This window comes from Shimia sp. (genome assembly GCF_049116215.1).
Classification (GTDB): Bacteria; Pseudomonadota; Alphaproteobacteria; order Rhodobacterales; family Rhodobacteraceae; genus Shimia.
This window is the reverse complement of sequence record NZ_JAGDZB010000007.1, coordinates 86921-105778: the sequence shown is the minus strand read 5'-3', so window position 1 is coordinate 105778 and position 18858 is coordinate 86921. Positions and strand designations below refer to the sequence as shown.

The 18858-nt window shown below is 57.4% G+C and carries 18 protein-coding genes and 2 tRNA genes; 16 read left to right on the top strand and 4 right to left on the bottom strand.

Annotation, left to right across the window (positions count from 1 at the left end; translation table 11 throughout):
• Positions 1–308: 308 nt before the first annotated feature.
• A complete protein-coding gene (locus JXR15_RS19250; protein ID WP_422054814.1) occupies positions 309–2282 on the top strand; it encodes a DUF3604 domain-containing protein in 1974 nt (657 codons plus the stop codon).
• A gap of 48 nt (positions 2283–2330) precedes the next feature.
• On the opposite strand, the gene JXR15_RS19245 is transcribed toward JXR15_RS19250, so the two are convergent.
• From JXR15_RS19245 to JXR15_RS19235, 3 genes are all read right to left on the bottom strand, one after another.
• Positions 2331–3107 carry an HpcH/HpaI aldolase family protein gene (locus JXR15_RS19245; protein ID WP_422054813.1) on the bottom strand — a complete coding sequence of 259 codons (777 nt, stop codon included), beginning with the start codon at positions 3105–3107 and terminating at the stop codon, positions 2331–2333.
• Positions 3108–3354: 247 nt separating this feature from the next.
• On the bottom strand, positions 3355–5280 hold the full coding sequence (locus JXR15_RS19240) for a Hint domain-containing protein (RefSeq protein ID WP_422054812.1): 1926 nt from the start codon (positions 5278–5280) through the stop codon (positions 3355–3357).
• 769 nt (positions 5281–6049) lie between these two features.
• Positions 6050–6124, bottom strand: a tRNA-Thr gene (locus JXR15_RS19235).
• Between the two features lie 87 nt (positions 6125–6211).
• Between JXR15_RS19235 and JXR15_RS19230 the strand changes: the two genes are divergently transcribed.
• Genes JXR15_RS19230 through hisD form a run of 5 tightly spaced genes read left to right on the top strand, consistent with a single transcriptional unit; the run spans position 6212 to position 9976 of the window.
• Complete coding sequence (locus JXR15_RS19230) at positions 6212–6388, top strand: hypothetical protein (RefSeq protein ID WP_299424844.1); 177 nt, start codon at positions 6212–6214, stop codon at positions 6386–6388.
• Complete coding sequence (murA, locus tag JXR15_RS19225) at positions 6389–7657, top strand: UDP-N-acetylglucosamine 1-carboxyvinyltransferase (RefSeq protein ID WP_422054811.1); 1269 nt, start codon at positions 6389–6391, stop codon at positions 7655–7657.
• Entirely contained in the window at positions 7654–8136 is a 483-nt protein-coding gene (locus JXR15_RS19220) for a DUF2948 family protein (RefSeq protein ID WP_422054810.1), read from the top strand. The genes murA and JXR15_RS19220 overlap by 4 nt, the downstream gene beginning before the upstream one ends.
• Positions 8133–8624, top strand: coding sequence for a GNAT family N-acetyltransferase (locus JXR15_RS19215; protein ID WP_422054809.1), 492 nt, complete (start codon positions 8133–8135; stop codon positions 8622–8624). Before JXR15_RS19220 ends, JXR15_RS19215 begins: the two co-directional genes overlap by 4 nt.
• A 50-nt stretch (positions 8625–8674) precedes the next feature.
• A complete protein-coding gene (gene hisD / locus JXR15_RS19210; RefSeq protein ID WP_422054808.1) occupies positions 8675–9976 on the top strand; it encodes a histidinol dehydrogenase in 1302 nt (433 codons plus the stop codon).
• Positions 9977–10047: 71 nt separating this feature from the next.
• Here the strand turns inward: hisD and JXR15_RS19205 are convergent, their stop codons facing one another.
• On the bottom strand, positions 10048–10818 hold the full coding sequence (locus tag JXR15_RS19205) for an SDR family oxidoreductase (RefSeq protein ID WP_422054807.1): 771 nt from the start codon (positions 10816–10818) through the stop codon (positions 10048–10050).
• A gap of 139 nt (positions 10819–10957) precedes the next feature.
• On the opposite strand from JXR15_RS19205, the gene JXR15_RS19200 reads away from it, so the two are divergent.
• The 10 genes from JXR15_RS19200 (at position 10958) to JXR15_RS19155 (ending at position 18821) form a co-directional block, all read left to right on the top strand.
• Positions 10958–11437 (top strand): UPF0262 family protein, encoded by a 480-nt coding sequence (locus JXR15_RS19200; RefSeq protein ID WP_422054806.1) that lies wholly within the window; start codon positions 10958–10960, stop codon positions 11435–11437.
• Between the two features lie 83 nt (positions 11438–11520).
• Complete coding sequence (locus JXR15_RS19195; RefSeq protein WP_422055033.1) at positions 11521–11919, top strand: low molecular weight phosphatase family protein; 399 nt, start codon at positions 11521–11523, stop codon at positions 11917–11919.
• A 69-nt stretch (positions 11920–11988) separates the two neighbouring features.
• Complete coding sequence (locus tag JXR15_RS19190; RefSeq protein WP_422054805.1) at positions 11989–13752, top strand: tetratricopeptide repeat-containing sulfotransferase family protein; 1764 nt, start codon at positions 11989–11991, stop codon at positions 13750–13752.
• Positions 13753–13883: 131 nt separating this feature from the next.
• On the top strand, positions 13884–14102 hold the full coding sequence (gene infA, locus JXR15_RS19185; protein WP_007205486.1) for a translation initiation factor IF-1: 219 nt from the start codon (positions 13884–13886) through the stop codon (positions 14100–14102).
• 65 nt (positions 14103–14167) lie between these two features.
• Complete coding sequence (locus tag JXR15_RS19180; RefSeq protein ID WP_422054804.1) at positions 14168–14746, top strand: Maf family protein; 579 nt, start codon at positions 14168–14170, stop codon at positions 14744–14746.
• Positions 14743–15765 carry a ribonuclease E/G gene (locus tag JXR15_RS19175; protein WP_422054803.1) on the top strand — a complete coding sequence of 341 codons (1023 nt, stop codon included), beginning with the start codon at positions 14743–14745 and terminating at the stop codon, positions 15763–15765. The genes JXR15_RS19180 and JXR15_RS19175 overlap by 4 nt, the downstream gene beginning before the upstream one ends.
• Positions 15762–15944, top strand: a complete 183-nt coding sequence (locus JXR15_RS19170; protein ID WP_422054802.1) for a DNA gyrase inhibitor YacG — start codon at positions 15762–15764, stop codon at positions 15942–15944. Before JXR15_RS19175 ends, JXR15_RS19170 begins: the two co-directional genes overlap by 4 nt.
• A gap of 78 nt (positions 15945–16022) precedes the next feature.
• Positions 16023–16097 (top strand) — tRNA-Phe (locus JXR15_RS19165).
• A 335-nt stretch (positions 16098–16432) separates the two neighbouring features.
• Positions 16433–17752, top strand: a complete 1320-nt coding sequence (locus JXR15_RS19160) for an ImmA/IrrE family metallo-endopeptidase (protein ID WP_422054801.1) — start codon at positions 16433–16435, stop codon at positions 17750–17752.
• Positions 17721–18821 carry a beta family protein gene (locus tag JXR15_RS19155; protein WP_422054800.1) on the top strand — a complete coding sequence of 367 codons (1101 nt, stop codon included), beginning with the start codon at positions 17721–17723 and terminating at the stop codon, positions 18819–18821. The genes JXR15_RS19160 and JXR15_RS19155 overlap by 32 nt, the downstream gene beginning before the upstream one ends.
• The last annotated feature ends 37 nt before the right edge of the window (positions 18822–18858 follow it).

Genomic DNA, 18858 nt, shown 5'->3' with positions numbered 1-18858 from the left:
GGACCAACGACATACGCGGTGAAGGTCGGCCAAGCTCCATATCCTTGGTTTTTAAGGGGTAGGCCAGAGTATTTTCAATGTTTTGTAGAAAGAGTTGCAGGGCTGAACGGCAAGCAATTGCCTGAAATTTTCGCGGTTTTTGCATCGTTTGATATGCTCCAACTGCAATGAAGGGGGATTCTCAGAGTCGAATTCTCTTGGTTTTCAGCTGATTTAAGGTAGCGTGGGGGCATATATCGCCGATCACTTTTCAATTGATGCGGTCCTGCGGTTCGGGACCGTTTCTCATTCCATTTGGGAGTAGTTGAATGAAGCCTGTTTGTTCCGCCGTTTACCCCGAAACACCGTCTCGCATTAACCTATGTGCCGCTGCATTTGGGGCTGCTGCCCTGCTGATGGCAACACAGAGTGTGGCGCAGGTTGTGCCGTCAGAAGAAGCCGCCGAAAGCGGGTTTGCAGATGCGCCCTATTCGCCCTATGCCAATCGATCTTTCCCTACGTTTCCCCTTTGGGGCGAAACCCATTTGCACACCGGTCTGTCGCTGGATGCGGGGGCCTTTGGCAATATCTTGGGGCCGGATGATGCCTGGCGATTTGCCAAGGGTGAACAGGTGGTGTCCTCCACGGGGCAACCGGTGAAACTCAGCCGTCCTTTGGACTGGATGGTGTTGACCGATCACACTGACCTGATGGGGTTTGCGCCGGATTTGCAGGCGGGCAAGCCAGGCGTTTTGGCCGATCCAAAGGGACGCGAGTGGTATGAAGGCTACAAGAAAGGCGGGGCAGAGGCTGGGAAAACCGCGTTTGACCTGATCACCAATTTCTCGCAGATGACGTTGCCGGAGTTGTTGGTCGAGAGTTACAGCCCCGGCGCTGACCCTTTCTCCTTCACTTGGGAGAAGATTGTGAACGCGGCAGAGGCGCACAATGATCCGGGGCGGTTCACCGCGTTTATCGGATTTGAATGGACCTCTGTGCCCAAGGGCTTCAATCTGCACCGCAACGTGATGCTGCGCGATGGCCCGATGCGGGCGCTGCAAGTGGTGCCGCCGGTGACGCAGCCGCCCTATGGCGATACCGATCCCTATCATCTGTGGAATTGGCTGGAAGAGTATCAGGAAAAGACCGGCGGTCGCGCGGTGGCTTTTGCCCACAATGGCAACTTGTCCAACGGCTGGATGTTCCCCACCGAGGACACCTACCACGGTGGCAAAGTGGACGAGCAATATGTGCAGCTGCGCGCCAAATGGGAGCCGCATTATGAGATCACCCAGATCAAAGGTGATGGCGAGGCGCACCCCTTCCTGAGCCCGGATGATGAGTTTGCCGATTATGAAAATTGGGATGCGGGTAACCTGGATCTGACGGAGTTGAAAACCGAAGAAATGTTGGCGGGGGAATATGCCCGTGAAGCGCTCAAACAAGGGTTGGCGCTTGAGAAAAAGCTGGGTGTGAACCCCTATAAATTTGGCATTGGTGGCGCCACAGACAGCCATACCGGTTTGGCCACCGCGGAGGAAGAGAACTTCTTCTCCAAATCGGTGAGCGTGGAACCGTCGCCGACGCGGATTGAGCATCCGTTTATTGCCAGCGATCTGGGGCGGATTGAGGGGCACCAGCTTGTGGCGTCTGGCTACACGGCGGTATGGGCAACGGAAAACACCCGTTCGGCAATTTTTGACGCCTTCAAACGTCGTGAGACCTATGCCACCACCGGGCCACGCATGGGGCTGCGGTTCTTTGGTGGTTGGGAATTTGGCGAAGACGACCTACGCACCCGCAACCCAGCTGTGGTAGGCTATGCCAAAGGCGTGCCGATGGGTGGTGATCTGCAAGCCAATGAAGGCGACGGTGCGCCCAGTTTCTTGCTGGCGGCGCTGCGGGATCCGATTGGCGCCAACCTCGACCGGATGCAGGTGATCAAAGGCTGGATGGATGCGGATGGTGGTTTGCACGAGAAGGTCTATGACGTGGCTTGGTCGGACGGGCGCGAGATGGATGCCGATGGCAAGGTGCCCGCTGTGGGCAATACCGTGGATCTGGAAAGCGCAAGCTGGGCCAACACCATTGGCGCGTCTGAGTTGACCTCTGTATGGACGGACCCGGACTTTGATCCGGCAGAACCGGCATTCTACTATGTGCGGGTGTTGGAAATCCCGACCCCACGCTGGGTGGTCTACGACAAGCTGCGCTACGGCATTGAACTGCCAGCGGAGGCGCAGTTGATCCATCAGGAGCGGGCCTATTCCTCGCCGATCTGGTACACACCGCCGAAGGGGTGACCGCTTTCCAATTGACCCAACGGGGCGCCAGGGATGGCGCCCTTTTTGCTATTTGATCAGCGCTTTGGCATCTTTGCTGAGTGCGCGGGCGGCGTTCGCCAGCACCACAGTGTCGATGCCCACCGCGACAAAGGTGGCGCCCAGATCGAGGTAGGTTTTGGCCGCCTCCATAGAAAACGTCAGGATGCCGGGGGCTTTGCCTGCGGCGGAGATACGGGTGATGGCGTCTTTGATGACGGTCTGCACTTCGGGCGCTTCGGGTTGACCGGGGAAGCCCATGTCGGCGGAAAGGTCTGCCGGTCCAATGAAGACGCCATCCACGCCGTCTACAGCGAGAATGTCGTCGAGGTTTTCGATGGCAGTGCGGGTTTCAGCCTGCACCAGCACGCAAATTTCCGCGTTGGCGGTGGTGGCGTAGTCTGGAATGGCGGCAAATTGGGTTACCCGTGATCCATAGCCGCCCATGCCACGCACACCGTCGGGTGCATAGCGGCAGGCGCGCACAATGGCCTCGGCCTGTGCGCCGGTGTCGACCATTGGCACCAGAACGGTTTGCGCGCCGGCATCCAGCACTTGTTTGAGCACCCAGTCTTCGCCAATTGGCACCCGCACCACTGCGTGGCTGTTTGTGGGTTCCAAAGCGCGGACCTGATCGGTGATTGAGCGGATGTCATTGGGGCCGTGCTCGCCATCCACCACAAGCCAGTCAAAGCCGGTGGTGCTCATCAACTCGGCTGCGACGGTTTCGCCAAAGCACATCCAGCAGCCGATCTGAGGCTGTTTGTTGGCAAGAGCGGCTTTGAAAGGGTTGTGAGGCGCTGGCATGGTTGGCTCCGGTCAGAACTTTGCGTGTTAAGCAAACTGACGGCATTCCGGCGCAACTGTCCAGCCTTGGATTTCGGGCCTAAAGCGCCCCGCCCTAATTTGGGACACGAATGTTCTGCCGCGCCTTCGGCGCTCTCAAGACATTCGTGTCACAGATTGAGGCAGGTTAAAGGCGGGATGGTGTAAAAACGAGACGGGCCGACCCGAAGGCCGACCCATCCCATAGCGAACTTGTGACTGTGGGGGGTTAGCCCAGCAGTTTGGCCTCGTGGCGCTTCAGCGACAAGCGGGCGGCGGTGTAGCCGGCCAGACCTTCACGTTGCTGCAGCTCCGGGAACAGGGCGTAGATTTCGTCGCGCTGCTCTTTGCCGATGCCGTTCATGGAGTATTCACCCGGCTGGAAGCTTTCGCTCCATGCGCCGTCTGCCAGCACCACTTCGTGGTTGTCACAGAGGAAGTGAATGTAGTCCACGCCAACCACGTCAATCTGTTCCACACCATCAAGGTGGGTCAGGTGCTTGGCTGCAACCAGAACTTCGCGCTCTTCAAAGAGCAGTTCGGCTTGCTCAGACACCAGCAGCATGCGGTGAGATGGGGAAACCATCATGTCGCGCTCTGGCTGGTTTGGACCCAGTGCACCCTGCTTGATCAGGATCGGACGCAGTTCCGGACGCACCATCAGGTCACGGCCAGACACGTGCTTGCGGCCTGCCCAGCGGATGGTCTGTAGACCGTTGTCGCGGGTCACAACCTGATCGCCTTCGCTCAGGTTTTCCACCGCCACTTCGCCCATTGGGGTCAGGATGCGAGTGCCAGGTGTGAAGCAGACAATCTCTTCGATGTTCTCGAAGGTCAGTGTGCCGGTCACGTAGGGACCGTCACCTGTAGTGTCGATCAGTTCGATTGTGCCGTCGATACCATTGCCATCGCTGTCGGTAGATGAATCGACCAGCCGCCAATCGACCCCTTCGACTCCATCAAGTTGCAGCACGTCATGGTCGTCGCCTTCGGATCCGCCGTGCACAACATCGTCCACGCCTTCCCAAGCCGTACCGATAACAAAGCGGTCGGCATCTGCGCCGCCCTCCATGGTGTCAGAGCCAGCACCACCGTCAATGGTGTCGTCGCCCTGCTGGCCGTAGATGACGTCGTCGCCATCTTCACCCATCAGCGAGTCATCTGCGTCAAAGATCGCAGTAGGGGCAACGCTGTCAAAGAACACGTCAGAGACAACAATGTCAGAAGGTTCACCGTCAAGATTGACGTTGATGATTTCCATCCGCGCCACTGGACCAGGGATGGCCACCAGTACGGAGTTGTCGATGTCTTCGGCGTCACCAGGGTTGGTGCCGTCAGAGATAGCCGCCTCGGTGGTGCCGTCTCCGTTGATGTCGACCAGGTGCAGGTTGCTGTCACCGCTGGCAAACATGGTCACTTCGATTTCGTTGCCGTCTTCGTCCCATGCGCGGACTTTTACAACGGCGCTTTCATCGATGTCGCTGATGCGGAACACCACATTGTCGACAGGCTCGGAGAAGTCGACGCCTTTGGTCACGCTGGCATTGGTGCCGGTGCCGGTGGTCAAGGTCGCGCCGGAGTTGACGTCGCCGTCTTCGTCGCCGGTGTCTACGTCTGTCAGCAGTTGTGTCGCTGTTGCAAAGCTGGAGTCGCCGCCACCGGAAGTGGTGGTCGACACAGAGACGCTCACAGAGCCGGTGTCTTGTGAATAGCCGGTTGGCACGGCTGCGCCATCCGCAAAGCCGGTCACTTCGCTCCAGTTGAAGCTTTCCCGAGCGCCGGTAGCGGTTGGTCCGTCGCCGAAGTCACCATAAATGGTGTCGTTGCCGCCGCCGCCGTAGATGGTGTCGTTGCCGGCATCGCCTGTAATGAGGTCGTCGCCAGGTTCGCTGCCGTCGACCGGACCTTCAGCGTGGTCTGTTTCGTCTCCGTACACAACATCGTCGCCGCCACCTGCGCTGACAACGTCGTCATCGTCACCCGCATAAATTGTGTCGTCGCCATTGCCAGCAGAGATGCCATCGTTGCCGTCTTGGGCACTGATGACATTGCCGGAGTTGTCCACTGTATCGCCGTCTACATCGACATAGCCGATGGAGATTTCGTCGTCGTTTTGCGTGCCGTCTACAATTCCAGGACCGTTTGGATCAGCCATTGTACCCTCTTTCTCATCGCACAAGCCGCGTCAGCCGCCATCACCCGCTTTGAACCCGCAGAATTGGATTCAATGCGCCGATTGGCGTGAGTTACGCGGCATCATTTGATGCCCTCTACATTTCGTTTGGCTGCCCCTAGCCAGAACTCGTCCCCCAGTTGGACTTGCCCTTAAATATGATGCAATCGAGGCGAGGAAGAAACAAAAACCTGCAAAATTTGACGAAAAGCGCGGAAAATACGGCGGCAATGGGTCTTAAGTTTTGGTTAATGCGCGCAGGGCTTCCTGTGTCATTGTTTCCGAAAAGAGGCGCAATTTGGGCGGGAAATGTGGCGATCCAGTGTGTGGCATGGTCAAAATTAGGCCTTTTTTGCCTTGGCTTTCCTTGCGTCACGTATTTGTGGGTGTGGTCGTTTCCAACTGTGAACCAATTGCAGGTGGTGGAAGGTTAACTTGGTTGTGGTGATCCCGCCACAAGCGGGGGGTGGTGATTGTTTGCAATTTGGCGACAAGCGGGCGGGGTTGGGTGAATTGACCTCATCTTGCGAACGATGCTTGGCGAATCGACGGTCAAGTTTTGCAGAGTTTGGGCTGGTTTGCGCCGAATCTGGCCGCGTGTGATTCTGTGTGCCTGCGCCCGCTCAGAATAAGATGGTGCAGGTGGTCGAAAAAGCACATAAAATGGCGATGGCCGCGCCCCGTTTTCTTGGGTGGTGGCACCCACGCGGATCACTCACTGCGTGTATACATACAATTTCAGGAGGTCCGGTGGTGCTGTGAGGGAGGATTGAACTCCCGACCTCACCCTTACCAAGGGTGCGCTCTACCACTGAGCTACCACAGCATTACCGTGGCGCGGTGTTTAGGACCAAACTTCAACATGTGCAAGCGCAATCTGGACCCTTTTTTGCGCCTCATGTAAAGAAACTGCATGGAACACAAATCGACCCCTGTAAATAAAGCCAAAAAAACTGCCAACAGTCGCGAAGATCGGCTCAAGGCAGCGTTAAAAGCCAACATGGGGCGCCGGAAAGCGCAGGCCAAAGCACGTGCGCAGAGTGAGACAACCGACTCAAGTGAGGCGGTGAAGAGTAAAGGGCAGGATTAAATGGATTCGATTATTGTACGCGGCAACGGGCCGCTTAAGGGGCAGATCCCAATTGCGGGGGCCAAAAACGCCTGTCTGACGCTGATGCCGGCCACGCTTTTGAGCGAAGAACCGCTGACGCTGACCAACGCACCGCGTTTGAGTGACATCAAGACCATGAGCGAATTGCTGGGCTCGTTGGGCGCGGAAGTGACCAGCTTGCAGGACGGCAAAGTGCTGGCGATGTCGAGCCATGACATCAACAACCACATCGCGGATTATGACATTGTACGTAAGATGCGTGCCTCCAATCTGGTGTTGGGTCCAATGCTGGCGCGGTTGGGCCATGCGGTTGTGTCGCTGCCGGGCGGCTGTGCGATTGGCGCACGTCCGATGGATTTGCACATCTTTGGTCTGGAGAAGCTGGGCGCAGAGATTGAATTAAAAGACGGCTACCTGCACGCCAAGGCACCAAACGGCCTTAAGGGTGCGGTGATTGAGCTGGCCTTTGCCTCTGTGGGCGCCACCGAAAACATCTTGATGGCGGCGACGCTGGCCAAAGGCACTACGGTGATCAAAAACGCCGCGCGGGAGCCGGAGATTGTGGATCTCGCCACCTGCCTGCGCGCGATGGGCGCGCAGATTGAGGGGGATGGCACGTCTGACATCACCATTCAGGGTGTGGACCGCCTGCACGGCGCGACCCATCCGGTTGTGACCGACCGCATTGAACTGGGTACCTTTATGTTGGCACCGGCGTTCTGTGGTGGCGAAGTGGAGCTGCTCGGTGGGCGTCTGGATTTGGTCGAGAGCTTTGTGGCCAAGCTGCACGAGGCGGGCATTGATGTGGAAGAGACCGAAAAGGGTCTCAAAGTGGCACGCAAAAATGGCCGGGTGAAAGCGGTTGATGTGACCACAGAGCCGTTCCCGGGCTTCCCAACCGACCTTCAGGCGCAGTTCATGGCGATGATGTGCACCGCTGAGGGCACCTCGGTGCTGGAAGAGAAGATTTTTGAGAACCGCTTCATGCACGCGCCAGAGCTTATTCGCATGGGGGCCAATATTGAGGTGCACGGCGGCACCGCAACAGTGCATGGTGTGGAGAAGCTCAAGGGTGCGCGGGTCATGGCGACCGATTTGCGGGCGTCTGTGTCGTTGATCCTTGCCGGATTGGCAGCGGAAGGCGAGACTATCGTGAGCCGAGTCTATCACCTGGATCGCGGGTATGAACGCATCGAAGAAAAGCTGGGCGGCGTGGGTGCCCATATTGAAAGGGTACAGGAACAGTGACGCAACAGGATGCACGGTTTGAAGACGGCGGCGATCGCCCGCTAAATCTCGGCGCGTTGGATGCGGAGGACTTGCAAGTTCTCTCAACGCTGGCGCAGGACGCAATTTTTCCGGCGTCCGAGATGCAGTGGCTGGCCAAAGATCGCCGCTTTGCCGTGTTGCTGAACCGGTTCCGCTGGGAAGATCAGACCGCCGCGGAGCGCCGCAAGCGCTCGGTGGAGCGGGTGCAAAGCCTGTTGGTGGTCGACAATGTTGTGCGTGTGGCGTCCCAAGGTGTGGAACGGGGCGATGCCGACACCATCCTGTCTGTGTTGTCGGTGTCCTTTGAGCCGGGTGAAGATGCTGACGGCGCGGTGATTCTGACCTTGGCTGGTGACGGGGCGATTCGCTTGCAGGTGGAAGCACTGGAAGTGTCGTTGAAAGACGTGACACGCCCCTACATTGCGCCGTCCAAATCCACCCCAAGCCATCCGGCATGATCCGCATCTTGACGGCGGATGATCTGGAGGCCTATCGCGGGCTGTGGTTACATGGGCTGAGTGCCGATCCGTCAGCGTTTTTGCTGACGGCGGCGGAGGCGGTGGCAACGCCGGACAGTGCCTTGGTGGCAAAGCTGACGGCGGGTGAGGTGATTGGCGCCTTTGACGACAAAACATTGGTGGGCTTTGTCGCGCTCCGGCGGGGCGGTCCAGAACAGATGCGCCATATGGCTGACATCGGCCCCTTATATGTGCATCCCTCCGCACGTCGACGCGGCCTTGCTCGGGCTTTGATGGATGCTGCTGTGGAGGCGGCGCTGCAAATGGGCGTGTTGCAGCTGGAGCTTTGCGTGGACAATCAGAACCTGGGCGCGCAGGCGCTGTATCAAGCTTGCGGCTTTCAGCAAATTGGCCTGCGTCCGCGTTCTGTGATTGTCGATGGCCAGCCCCGTGACGATGTTCTGATGCTGAGACAGCTTGACGCTTGAGCCTCCAAATGGTGCGGTCTAAGAAGGCGTGACCTTTACGGAGAGACCAAATGCCCGTTTTTCTTGATGCGCAAGCTGCTGATTTTGAAGCCGCCTTCACCACCCTTTTGGGGGCCAAACGTGAAGACAGCCCGGATGTGGACGCCGTTGTGGCCGACATCATTGCAGACGTGCGCCATCGCGGGGACGCGGCGGTTATAGACCTGACGGCGAAGTTTGACCGTTTGGAGCTGACCCCAGAGACGCTGCGATTTTCTGAGGCAGAGATTGATAGCTATTGCGCGCAGGTGACGGACGAAGACCGCGCGGCGTTGGAGCTGGCCGCAGAACGAGTGACAGCCTATCACGCGCGGCAGATGCCAAGTGACGAAAGCTGGACCGATGAGAGCGGCGCCACGCTGGGCTGGCGTTGGACGCCGGTCTCTGCGGCGGGGTTGTATGTGCCAGGTGGCTTGGCAAGCTATCCATCTTCTGTGCTGATGAATGCAATCCCGGCGAAAGTGGCGGGTGTGGAGCGCTTGGCAATTGTGGTGCCAACCCCAGATGGGGTGGCCAACCCGCTGGTGTTGTTGGCGGCGCGGCTGTCGGGTGTGGATGAAGTTTATCGCATTGGCGGCGCGCAGGCTGTGGCGGCACTGGCGTATGGCACTGACACCATCGCGCCGGTGGATAAGATCACCGGACCGGGCAATGCGTTTGTGGCGGCGGCCAAGCGCCGGGTGTTTGGCAAGGTGGGCATCGACATGATTGCCGGACCCAGCGAAATTTTGGTGATTGCTGACAGAGACAACAATCCGGATTGGATTGCGCTGGATCTGCTGAGCCAGGCGGAGCATGACGAGAGCGCGCAGTCGATCTTGATCACAGATGACGCTGCCTTTGGCCAAGCTGTGGCAGACGCGGTGGACAAACGTTTGGAAACGCTGGAGCGGCGCGAGATTGCCGGCGTCAGCTGGCGAGACTTTGGGGCCGTGATCACTGTGGCAGATCTGGATCAGGCGGCGGTTTTGTCCAATCGGATTGCACCGGAACACCTGGAGCTATGCGTGGCCGACCCGGATGCGCTGTGTGAGAAGATCACCCACGCTGGAGCGATTTTCCTCGGTCAATATACGCCTGAAGCAATCGGTGACTATGTGGGTGGACCAAACCACGTATTGCCCACCGCACGCTCAGCCCGGTTCAGCTCTGGCCTGTCGGTAATGGATTTCATCAAGCGCACCACGCTGTCGAAGATGACGCCGGAAGCCTTGAAGGCGATTGGTCCGGCGGCGGAGGCATTGGCGATTTCCGAGAGCCTTGAAGCACATGGTTTGAGCGTGCGTGCGCGCTTGGATGCGTTAAACAAGTAAGAGGCTTTGCCCCGTAACAGCAGGCTGCGACTCCCTAGGATATTTGGGGAATGAGAATGTGCAAAAGGGCGTTAGTAGTGGCTGGTATAGCCGCCATCCACGGCCCAGACCTGTCCGGTCACATAGCTGGCGGCGGGGCTGGCGAGGAAAAGGATGGCGGGTGCCAGCTCTTCGGGGTTGCCCCAGCGTTTGAGCGCCGTGGCGTTTTGCAGTTTCTCGGCAAGTCGAGGGTCTTGCGCCGCGGCGGCGTTGGGCGTGGTTTTAAAAAAGCCGGGTGCCACGGCGTTGACGTTGATGCCATCACTGCCAAGTTCAGCCGCCATCGCTTTGGTCATGCCGTTGATACCCGCTTTGGCGGAGGTATAGGCCGCGTCGCCGGATTGCGCGATCAGGCCGGCAATCGATGAGATGTTCACAATCCGCCCGTAGCCTTTTGCGCGCATTTGCTCTGCGGCGCGTTGGGACAGACGGAAGGGCGAGATCAGGTCGACGTTTAAAAGCGTTTGCAGGTCGTTGCGAGTGAATTCTGGTAAAGGGCGGCGGTCGCGTTGGCCGACGTTGTTGATCAAAATGGAGAGGCCGCCGGCGGTGGCCACGGTATCAAAGGCGTGTTTCGCAGCGGTTTCGTCCGCCACATCAAACGGCAGAGCGGTGGCGTTGAGGTTTGCAGCACGGAAGTCACGCGCAACGACGTCACAGCGCTCAGCGTTGCGACCGTTGATCCAGACATGCGCGCCTGCTTGGGCCAAAAGCGCTGCGGCGGCTTTGCCCAACCCATCCGTGCTGCCGGTGATTAAGGCGTTTTGGCCTGTGAGGTCAAAGATGGGCAGGGGCTGTGACATAAGGAGTCCTCGCTTGTGGGTGCGGATTGGATTGCGCAGCCTTGGGGGTGCTGTCAATGGCTGCGACAGTTGCAACCGATGGACAAGACGGGGGGCGGTGCGCTACTCATGCTGCATCGCAAAAAGACAAGAGCTTCCCATGTCCCGGATCAGCCACATCCAAATTGATGACCGCAACCTGCCACCTCCCACACCGGAGATTGATCAGGAGCGTAAGGTGGCGATTTTTGATCTGTTGGAAGAGAACAGTTTTGCTTTGCCCAAGCGCGACGATCGGGTGATCCCGGATGGGCCGTTTTCTGTGGATCTGTCGATCCGCGAAAAGCGGCTGGTGTTTGATGTGACCAGCGAAGGTGGTGAGAAAGCAGCGGAGTTCCACCTGAGCCTGTCGCCGTTCCGGCAGGTGGTGAAAGACTATTGGGCGATTTGTGAGAGCTACTTTGATGCGGTGAAAAACCTGCCGCCGAGCCAGATCGAGACCATCGACATGGCGCGCCGTGGAATTCACAACGAAGGTGCGCGGGTATTGCAGGAACGGTTGGAGGGTAAGGCGGACATCGACACCGATACCGCCCGGCGCCTGTTTACGTTGATCTGTGTCCTGCACTTCGGGGGCTGAGCTACGTGGCGGATTCCGATCAGAAGCAGGTTTTGCCACAATCGGTTTTGTTCTGTTGTGACCAGAACGCGGTGCGCTCCCCCATGGCGGAGGGCATCATGAAGAAGTTCTATGGTCAGGACGTCTATGTGCAATCGGCTGGCATCCGCAGCGATCTGGAGATTGACGGCTTTGCCATTGCGGTCTGTTCCGAGATCGGCGTGGAACTGGACCGGCACCGCACCCGCAGTTTTGAAGAGATGGAGAAGCTGGGTGATGAGTTGTCCAGTTTTGACATGGTGGTGGCGCTGACCCCGGCCAGCCGCAGCAAGGCAGAAGAGTTGACGCGATTTGACCATCTGGAGCTGGAGTATTGGCCGGTGTCTGATCCCAGTGGGGCGCAGGCGGGCGACGGGCGGGAGGCCAAATTGGCAGCTTATCGTACGGCGCGCGATGAGATCTTGGCGTACCTGCGCGCGCGCTGGGGTAGCATCTCTGAATAACGCGCAAATGCTAACCATTTGTTTGCCATAGTTTGAGACATTTGCGGTGATTTCAGCAAGGGACTCATCATGCCGCAAAAGGTACAAGGCGTTTCAAAAATCGCATCCTCTGATTTGGGTGTGATTCAATCGCTTTATGACAAAGGCGAATTTCGCAAAGTGATGTTCCGCGCCCAAAAGGCGATCAAGGCGCAGCCTACGCACGTCGGATTACACGCGTTGGCGGGGTTTTCTGCACAACAGTTGGGCGATGCAGCAATAGCAGATAGCTTCCTCAGTAAAGCGGCACATTTGGCGCAGAGAGAAGAGGCGTCATTGGAGCTGCCCTTGGGGCTTACTCAAGTTGGGCGTCCGGCACTTGCGGTACCGCTTTTTGTGGCGTTTCTGAAAGCAGCACCGAGACATGCTGTTGCGCTCAATGGCCTTGGCCGGGCTTTGTTGGCCATGGGGGATGTGGACAACGCGATTGTTGTTTTGGGTGATGCGCTGAAATACGGGGCTGATCAGCCCGGCTATCCTATGGACCTTGGGGAGGCCTTTGAGGCGTCAGGTCAACAGGTTTTGGCGCTGGAATGTTATGACATAGCCGGCAAGCTGGCGCCGAATGACGTGCAGCCGCTGCTTAAGGCGGCAAAACTCATGTACGCGCTCGGCGAGCTTGACGGTGCGCGGAACCTGCTTGAGGCTGGTCTCTCCCTCTGGCCGGAAAATGCAGCTTTGCTTGGAAACTATGCCTCGGTGCTCAACGCTCTGGGGTGCAAGGATGAGGCTTTGGCGCAGTGGCAGAAGGTGATGGATGTCGCGCCTGCCTACAGCATTGCCTACTGTAATTTTGCAAACAGCCAAAAACCCTCACGGATTGCTGATTTTGACGACCGTATTGCGGCGCAGTTGCGGCGCGATCCGCCCGCCTCAGATGCGCTCAAGTTTGGGTTTGCCAAGGTGGCGGCCCAGGAGGAGCGTGAGGAATACGCGGATGCCTATCGCAACCTGTTGGCGGCCAACGCGTTGCGATTCAAAGAAACGGGTTTTGACATTGAAACCGAGGCCCGGTTGTTTGACGCTTTAAAGCGGCAGTTTACAGAACAGCCTGCGCTGGAGGTGGTTGCGGCGGAGGAGGACCCCACCCCCATTTTTATCTTGGGAATGCCACGGTCGGGGTCGTCTCTGACCGAAACCATCATCGGGCGTCACTCGCAGGTGGTTCAAAAGGGTGAGCTCGACTACTTCGCGCTTATGGTGAAACAGCTTGGTTTGGTGGGATCTCCCCTTGATACGGCGCAGGCGGCCAAGCTGCGACAAGCCTATCTGACGCGCCTGACGCAAACGGGCAGCGGGGCGTTCATCACCGACAAAATGCCGCAGAATTTCCGTCTGATCGGGCATATCGCGACAGCCTTGCCACAGGCCCGAATCGTGCATGTGCATCGGGACCCCAAGGCTTGCTGCTGGTCCAATTTCCGCCATTTCTATGCCAGCAACAGTTTGGGTTTCACCAATGATATGGACAGTCTGATCCGCTATTTTGAACTCTATCAGGACCTGATGGCGTTTTGGCATGAGCGCTTCCCCGATCGCATCATTGATGTCGACTATGAGGCGCTTGTGGCCGATCCTGACGTCCAAATTCCGACGCTTATTCAATCTCTTGGATTGGACTGGCAAGCAGCCTGCCTGGCGCCGGAGGACAGCGCCAATGTGGTCCGCACCGCCTCGCAAGAACAGGTGCGTAAGAAGATTTATAAGGGCAGCGCCGATGGCTGGCGCAAGTATGAAGCCCAAGCGGGCGGCTGGCTCAGCCGACTGCCGGACCATCAGCCAATTGGTGGCTAAGGGGAGGATATGTCGGGTTATCTTTGGATAAATCGGCTTCTTTTGGTTTTGGCCCTTGAAAAAAAGGGAAAAAGCCCTCATTTAAGCGCACGTCCTGCAAAATGCTGCAGGTGCTAATCAAAGGAGAGACCATGGCGAAGGAAGAACTGCTCGAATTTCCCGGTGTCGTGAAGGAACTCCTGCCGAATGCGACGTTTCGGGTCGAGCTGGAAAACGGCCATGAGATCATCGCACATACGGCAGGCAAGATGCGCAAAAACCGCATCCGTGTTCTGGCTGGCGACAAGGTTCAAGTCGAGATGACACCTTATGATCTGACCAAGGGTCGGATCAACTACCGCTTCAAATAAGCGATCTACATCAAGACATTGCGCGGCCCCAAGCGGGCCGCCTTTTCGCATTTAAGAGGTCCGGCATGCGGCTGATACTTGGCTCTGGCAGTCCGCGCCGCAAAGAATTGTTGGCGCAGATTGGTGTGGTGGCAGATGACATTTGCCCCCCTGACATCAACGAAGACCCCCATAAAAATGAATTGCCGCGGCCTTATTGTGTGCGAATCGCGCGTGAGAAGGCGCTGGCGGTTCAGGCCGCAGCCACCGATGTTGTGCTGTGCGCAGACACCACGGTGGCGCTTGGGCGTCGCATTATGGGCAAGCCGCAGGATGTCGACGAAGCCGCCGCCTTTCTCAAGGCGCTGTCAGGCCGACGTCATCGGGTGATCACCGCGGTTGCGCTGCGCAAGGGCGATCAGCTGTTTGAGCGCGATGTGGTCAGTGCGGTGAAAATGAAACGCCTGTCCAATGAAGAGCTTGACGCTTATCTGGCCACCAATGATTGGCAGGGCAAGGCGGGCGGCTACGCCATCCAAGGTCCGGCAGGCGCCTTCATCCCGTGGATTTCGGGATCATTTACCGGCATTGTAGGTCTGCCTGTGGCCGAAACCGCTGGCCTGCTGCGCGCGGCCGGCTACACGCTTTACAAGGAACGCACATGAACGGAAATCAGATCATTTTGGACCACATCGACGGCCGCGAAGCCGCCGCCTTGATGGTGGATGGCCAGCTCGATGACCTGCTGATTGACAGCGACATGCCGCGTCCCGGCACCATCTACCGCGCAGTGGCGGACCGGCCTGTCAAAGGGCAGGGCGGCATGTTCTTGAAAACCCCGGATGGCATGGCTTTCTTGCGCCAGGTCAAAGGTCTTGCACCGGGCGATGTGTTGCTGGTGCAGGTGACCGGATTGGCCGAGGCCGGCAAGGCGATCCCGGTCACGCAAAAAGTGCTGTTCAAAAGCCGCTATGCCATTGTCACCCCGGGTGCACCGGGGGTGAATGTGAGCCGCTCAATCCGTGATGATGAGCGCCGGGATGCGCTCCTCGGAGTGGCCCATGGGGTGGTTGAAACGCCCGATGCGGGGATCATCCTACGCTCCGCCTGTGCCGAGGCGGATGACGCGGATGTGGCTGAAGATATCGCGGCCATGCTTGATCTGGCGGAGCAGGTTTTGGCCGATGCGGATGGTCCTGCTGAAAAGCTGATCGACGGCGATGGTCCACATGTTGCGGCGTGGCGGGATTGGTCCGAGCCTGCGGAGGTGGTGACCGAAGCCGGCAGTTTTGAAAGCCATGGCGTGCTGGACGCGCTGGACGCGGCGCAGGGCGCCTACGTGCCTTTGGGCGGCGGGGCTTCCATGTATGTCGAACCGACCCGTGCGCTTGTTGCGGTGGACGTGAACACCGGCAAAGACACCTCCCCTGCGGCGGGGACAAAAACCAACTTTGCGGTGGCCAAAGCGCTGCCGCGGGCGTTGCGCGTGCGCGGCCTTGGCGGGCAGATTGTGCTCGACCTGGCGCCCATGCCGAAAAAAGACCGCCGTGGCTTTGAGAGCGCCCTGCGGGCGGCCTTCAAGCGGGACACCATCGACACCGCCTTGGTGGGCTGGACTCCGCTGGGGCACTTTGAATTGCAACGAAAAAACGCCCGTGTGCCGCTTGCGGAGGTGCTCAAATGAGCTGTCCGATCTGTAAGAAAGCCACGGTGCAAACCTACCGTCCGTTCTGCTCCAAACGCTGTGCGGACATTGATTTGGGCAAGTGGTTTGGCGGAGATTACGCAGTGCCTTCACAGGATCCGGAAGAGGCCATTGAGGCGCTCGAAGAGATGCAAAAACAAAGTTCACGTTTGCACTGACTTTTTTGTCTTTTTCCTCTGGACAGGCCCGATTGGCTGACATAGAAGGCCAGCACCCAAGGCGAGACGCCTTCCCATGCCCGGGTAGCTCAGGGGTAGAGCAGTGGATTGAAAATCCTCGTGTCGGTGGTTCGATTCCGCCCCCGGGCACCATTTAAATAAAAAATATCAATATGTTAGAAGCGTGGCGCTTGCCGCTCATGCTTGCCGTTTCCCTGCCGGGTATCACTGGGGTAGCGGTTGACGCCAATGACCTGCTCGGCCAACCCAATCGATTAGATGACAGTGCTACTGCGTATGTTTCGTGAATCCAACAAATCCTGAACTGGTGCATGCCGCGCTTTTGTACTGCGAAGCGCGCCAAATGTGCTCTGAGAGAAGCTGGAAGATTCGAACTGAGACTGACGGTCTCGGCGACAAGTTAGCAGTAACACAACATTTTTGTTGGGCCTCTTGACCACAACATTTTTGTTGGGTAGATAAGGCGTATGAATACAGGCATCATCCTAAATGAAAAAGAACTGCGCGAAGCTCGCTCGCGCGTGGCCGCACTTGATGAGGCGCTGGCGACAGATGAATCCCTAAAGCGAGTTGTTGAGGGTTTGCCGCCGGAAGTTGTGAAGCAACTCTCCGCGACTATGAAAGCCGAACGTGACGACTTGAATGATGCTATCGATGCGTATGATCTTGCCAAGGGGACTGGGAAGCCAACGCCTCTTGAGCGCCGTGCGGAAAGTGATCCGGGCTTGATGTTGATCGTAGCGCGGATTGCCAAAGGTTATACGCAGCGTGATCTAGCTTGGCGCTTGGGGGTAAAGGAGCAGCAGGTCCAGCGATATGAAGCTGACCGCTACAATTCCATCAGCGTCAAAAACTACGCACGCGTCGCGGCTCTGGTGGGAGTTCGTTTAAGCGCGACCATCGAGCCAAACCCTCAGTTTCGGGGGCTGGATAAAGTCATTGATGATGTCTCCAAAGAGGGAATCAGGAAGATCCTGAAACATGGCCGCGTAAACGGCTGGTTTTCGGATGACATGGACGAGTCGCAGCTCCGTCAATACATCGCAGAAAACAGAATTGATTTTGGCAGCCCAACCTTGTTGCGGACGGGGCTGAACGTTCAGGACCACAGCGAAGATGTTTTGCTTCACGCGTGGCGAGCTCGGGTGGTGACGCGCGCTAAAGAAATCATTCGTAAAGGAGTTCCAAGCTATGACCCCGTGAATACGGGTTGGCTGAATCAACTTCCTAAGCTGAGTGTGTTTCCAGATGGCCCGCGCCGCGCCCAACAGCAGCTCTTTGAGGCAGGTATCGTCCTCATCGCGGAGAGGCAAATCCCGGGCCTTACCATCGACGGTGCCGCGTTTATTGAAGAGGGTGTGCCGGTTATTGGCCTTACACTTAGAAAAGACGATACGGGCAACTTTTGGTTTAGTCTGCTCCATGAAGTCGGTCATGTCGTTCTGCACCGTTTGACAGGCCTCACTAGTGGCTTTTTTGATCAGTTTGATGCAGCGTCAGTTGACGAACAGGAAGCGGAAGCGGATGCTTTTGCTTCTAACATGCTGATTCCAGAAGAACGTTGGCGGAAATCCACTGCTCGGATCGCCAAAACAGCGCAGCCCGCAGAGAAGCTGGCAAAAGAACTGGGGATTAATCCGGCCATCGTTTTTGGCAGGATTCAAAAAGAGAGAAACAACTACGCGTTGTTCTCAAAAAAGATCGGGAGGAACACCGTGAGGAAGGTACTTATTGAGCAACCCGAGGAGAGCAACGATGCTGCCATATCGTCCGGCACTAAGGTTTAAGCAAGGTGAATACAACGCGGCGGGGCGTATTCGCCCGGCCATGCAGAAGCATGTGCGTCCTTACTTTGTCCTGCCGCCATTGATCGAAAAGGACCCAGAACTTCAAAAGGTTCTGACGCATGACGAGATCGCGTATGTAACAGGTGAACGTATCGGTAAACACTGGCCACGTTTTCCCGCTTACATGGACACTCAATACGTAATGAGAGAGCCCAAAGACGAGGATATCAATCGGCTTTTCCAAGTCGCTCGGGCGAGAAATCCAAACCTTATTGCGGTTATTCCAGCGTCTGATCTGGGTAATAGCTTGTGGCGCGGATTGCTGCTCGGCACATTCCCCCGTGCAGCGATTCATCTGCGGGCCGAAGACTTGGATGGCGACGTTCTGCGTGATGGGTTGCAGGCGCTTGGTCTTTCCGCTTCTGAGTGTGAAATCTTCGTCGACTTCGCAGGGCTCGAACTGGACCCAGAGATCGCCACCGAAGTTGTCGACGGTACGTTCAATGAACTGTCCGAGATTGCAAATTGGGGATGCATTGTCTTCCAAGGGTCGAACTTCCCGACAACCAACCCGGCTGACGCTGGAAAAACGCAGTTGGTTCCACGCCACGAGTGGACAGTCTTTAACGCTGCGGTTCGGGATTGCGACATCCCTACGGAACGGCTTGGGTTCAGCGACTTTGGCGCAGATTGTGGCCAAATCAAATTTCCGACAAAGAAAGGTGGCGCAATTCCCATCCCGCACGTTCGCTATACGACCAAAACGGATACGGTTGTCATTCGAGGCAAGTCAGGCGGAAAGCAATCTGAGGTGATGAAGGCGGTTCTGAAGGACCTTGTTGCACGGCCTGACTTCGCGGGCAAAATGTTCTCGTATGCGGATCGCAGGATGTGGGACGCGGCCAATGGTCATGCCACACCGGGCAGCGCGAGCATGTGGCGCGAGTGGAACATGGCCCACCATATCACCCGCGTTGTTCACGACCTCGCCGCTATGTCCGGCCTTTCGTTTGAAGACGAAGCGGAGCGTGAAGAACCTGAACAGATCGACATGTTCGCGGAAAATTGAGGTCTGTTTGCCAGATAGCTTCTTGAGATTTTCTTGG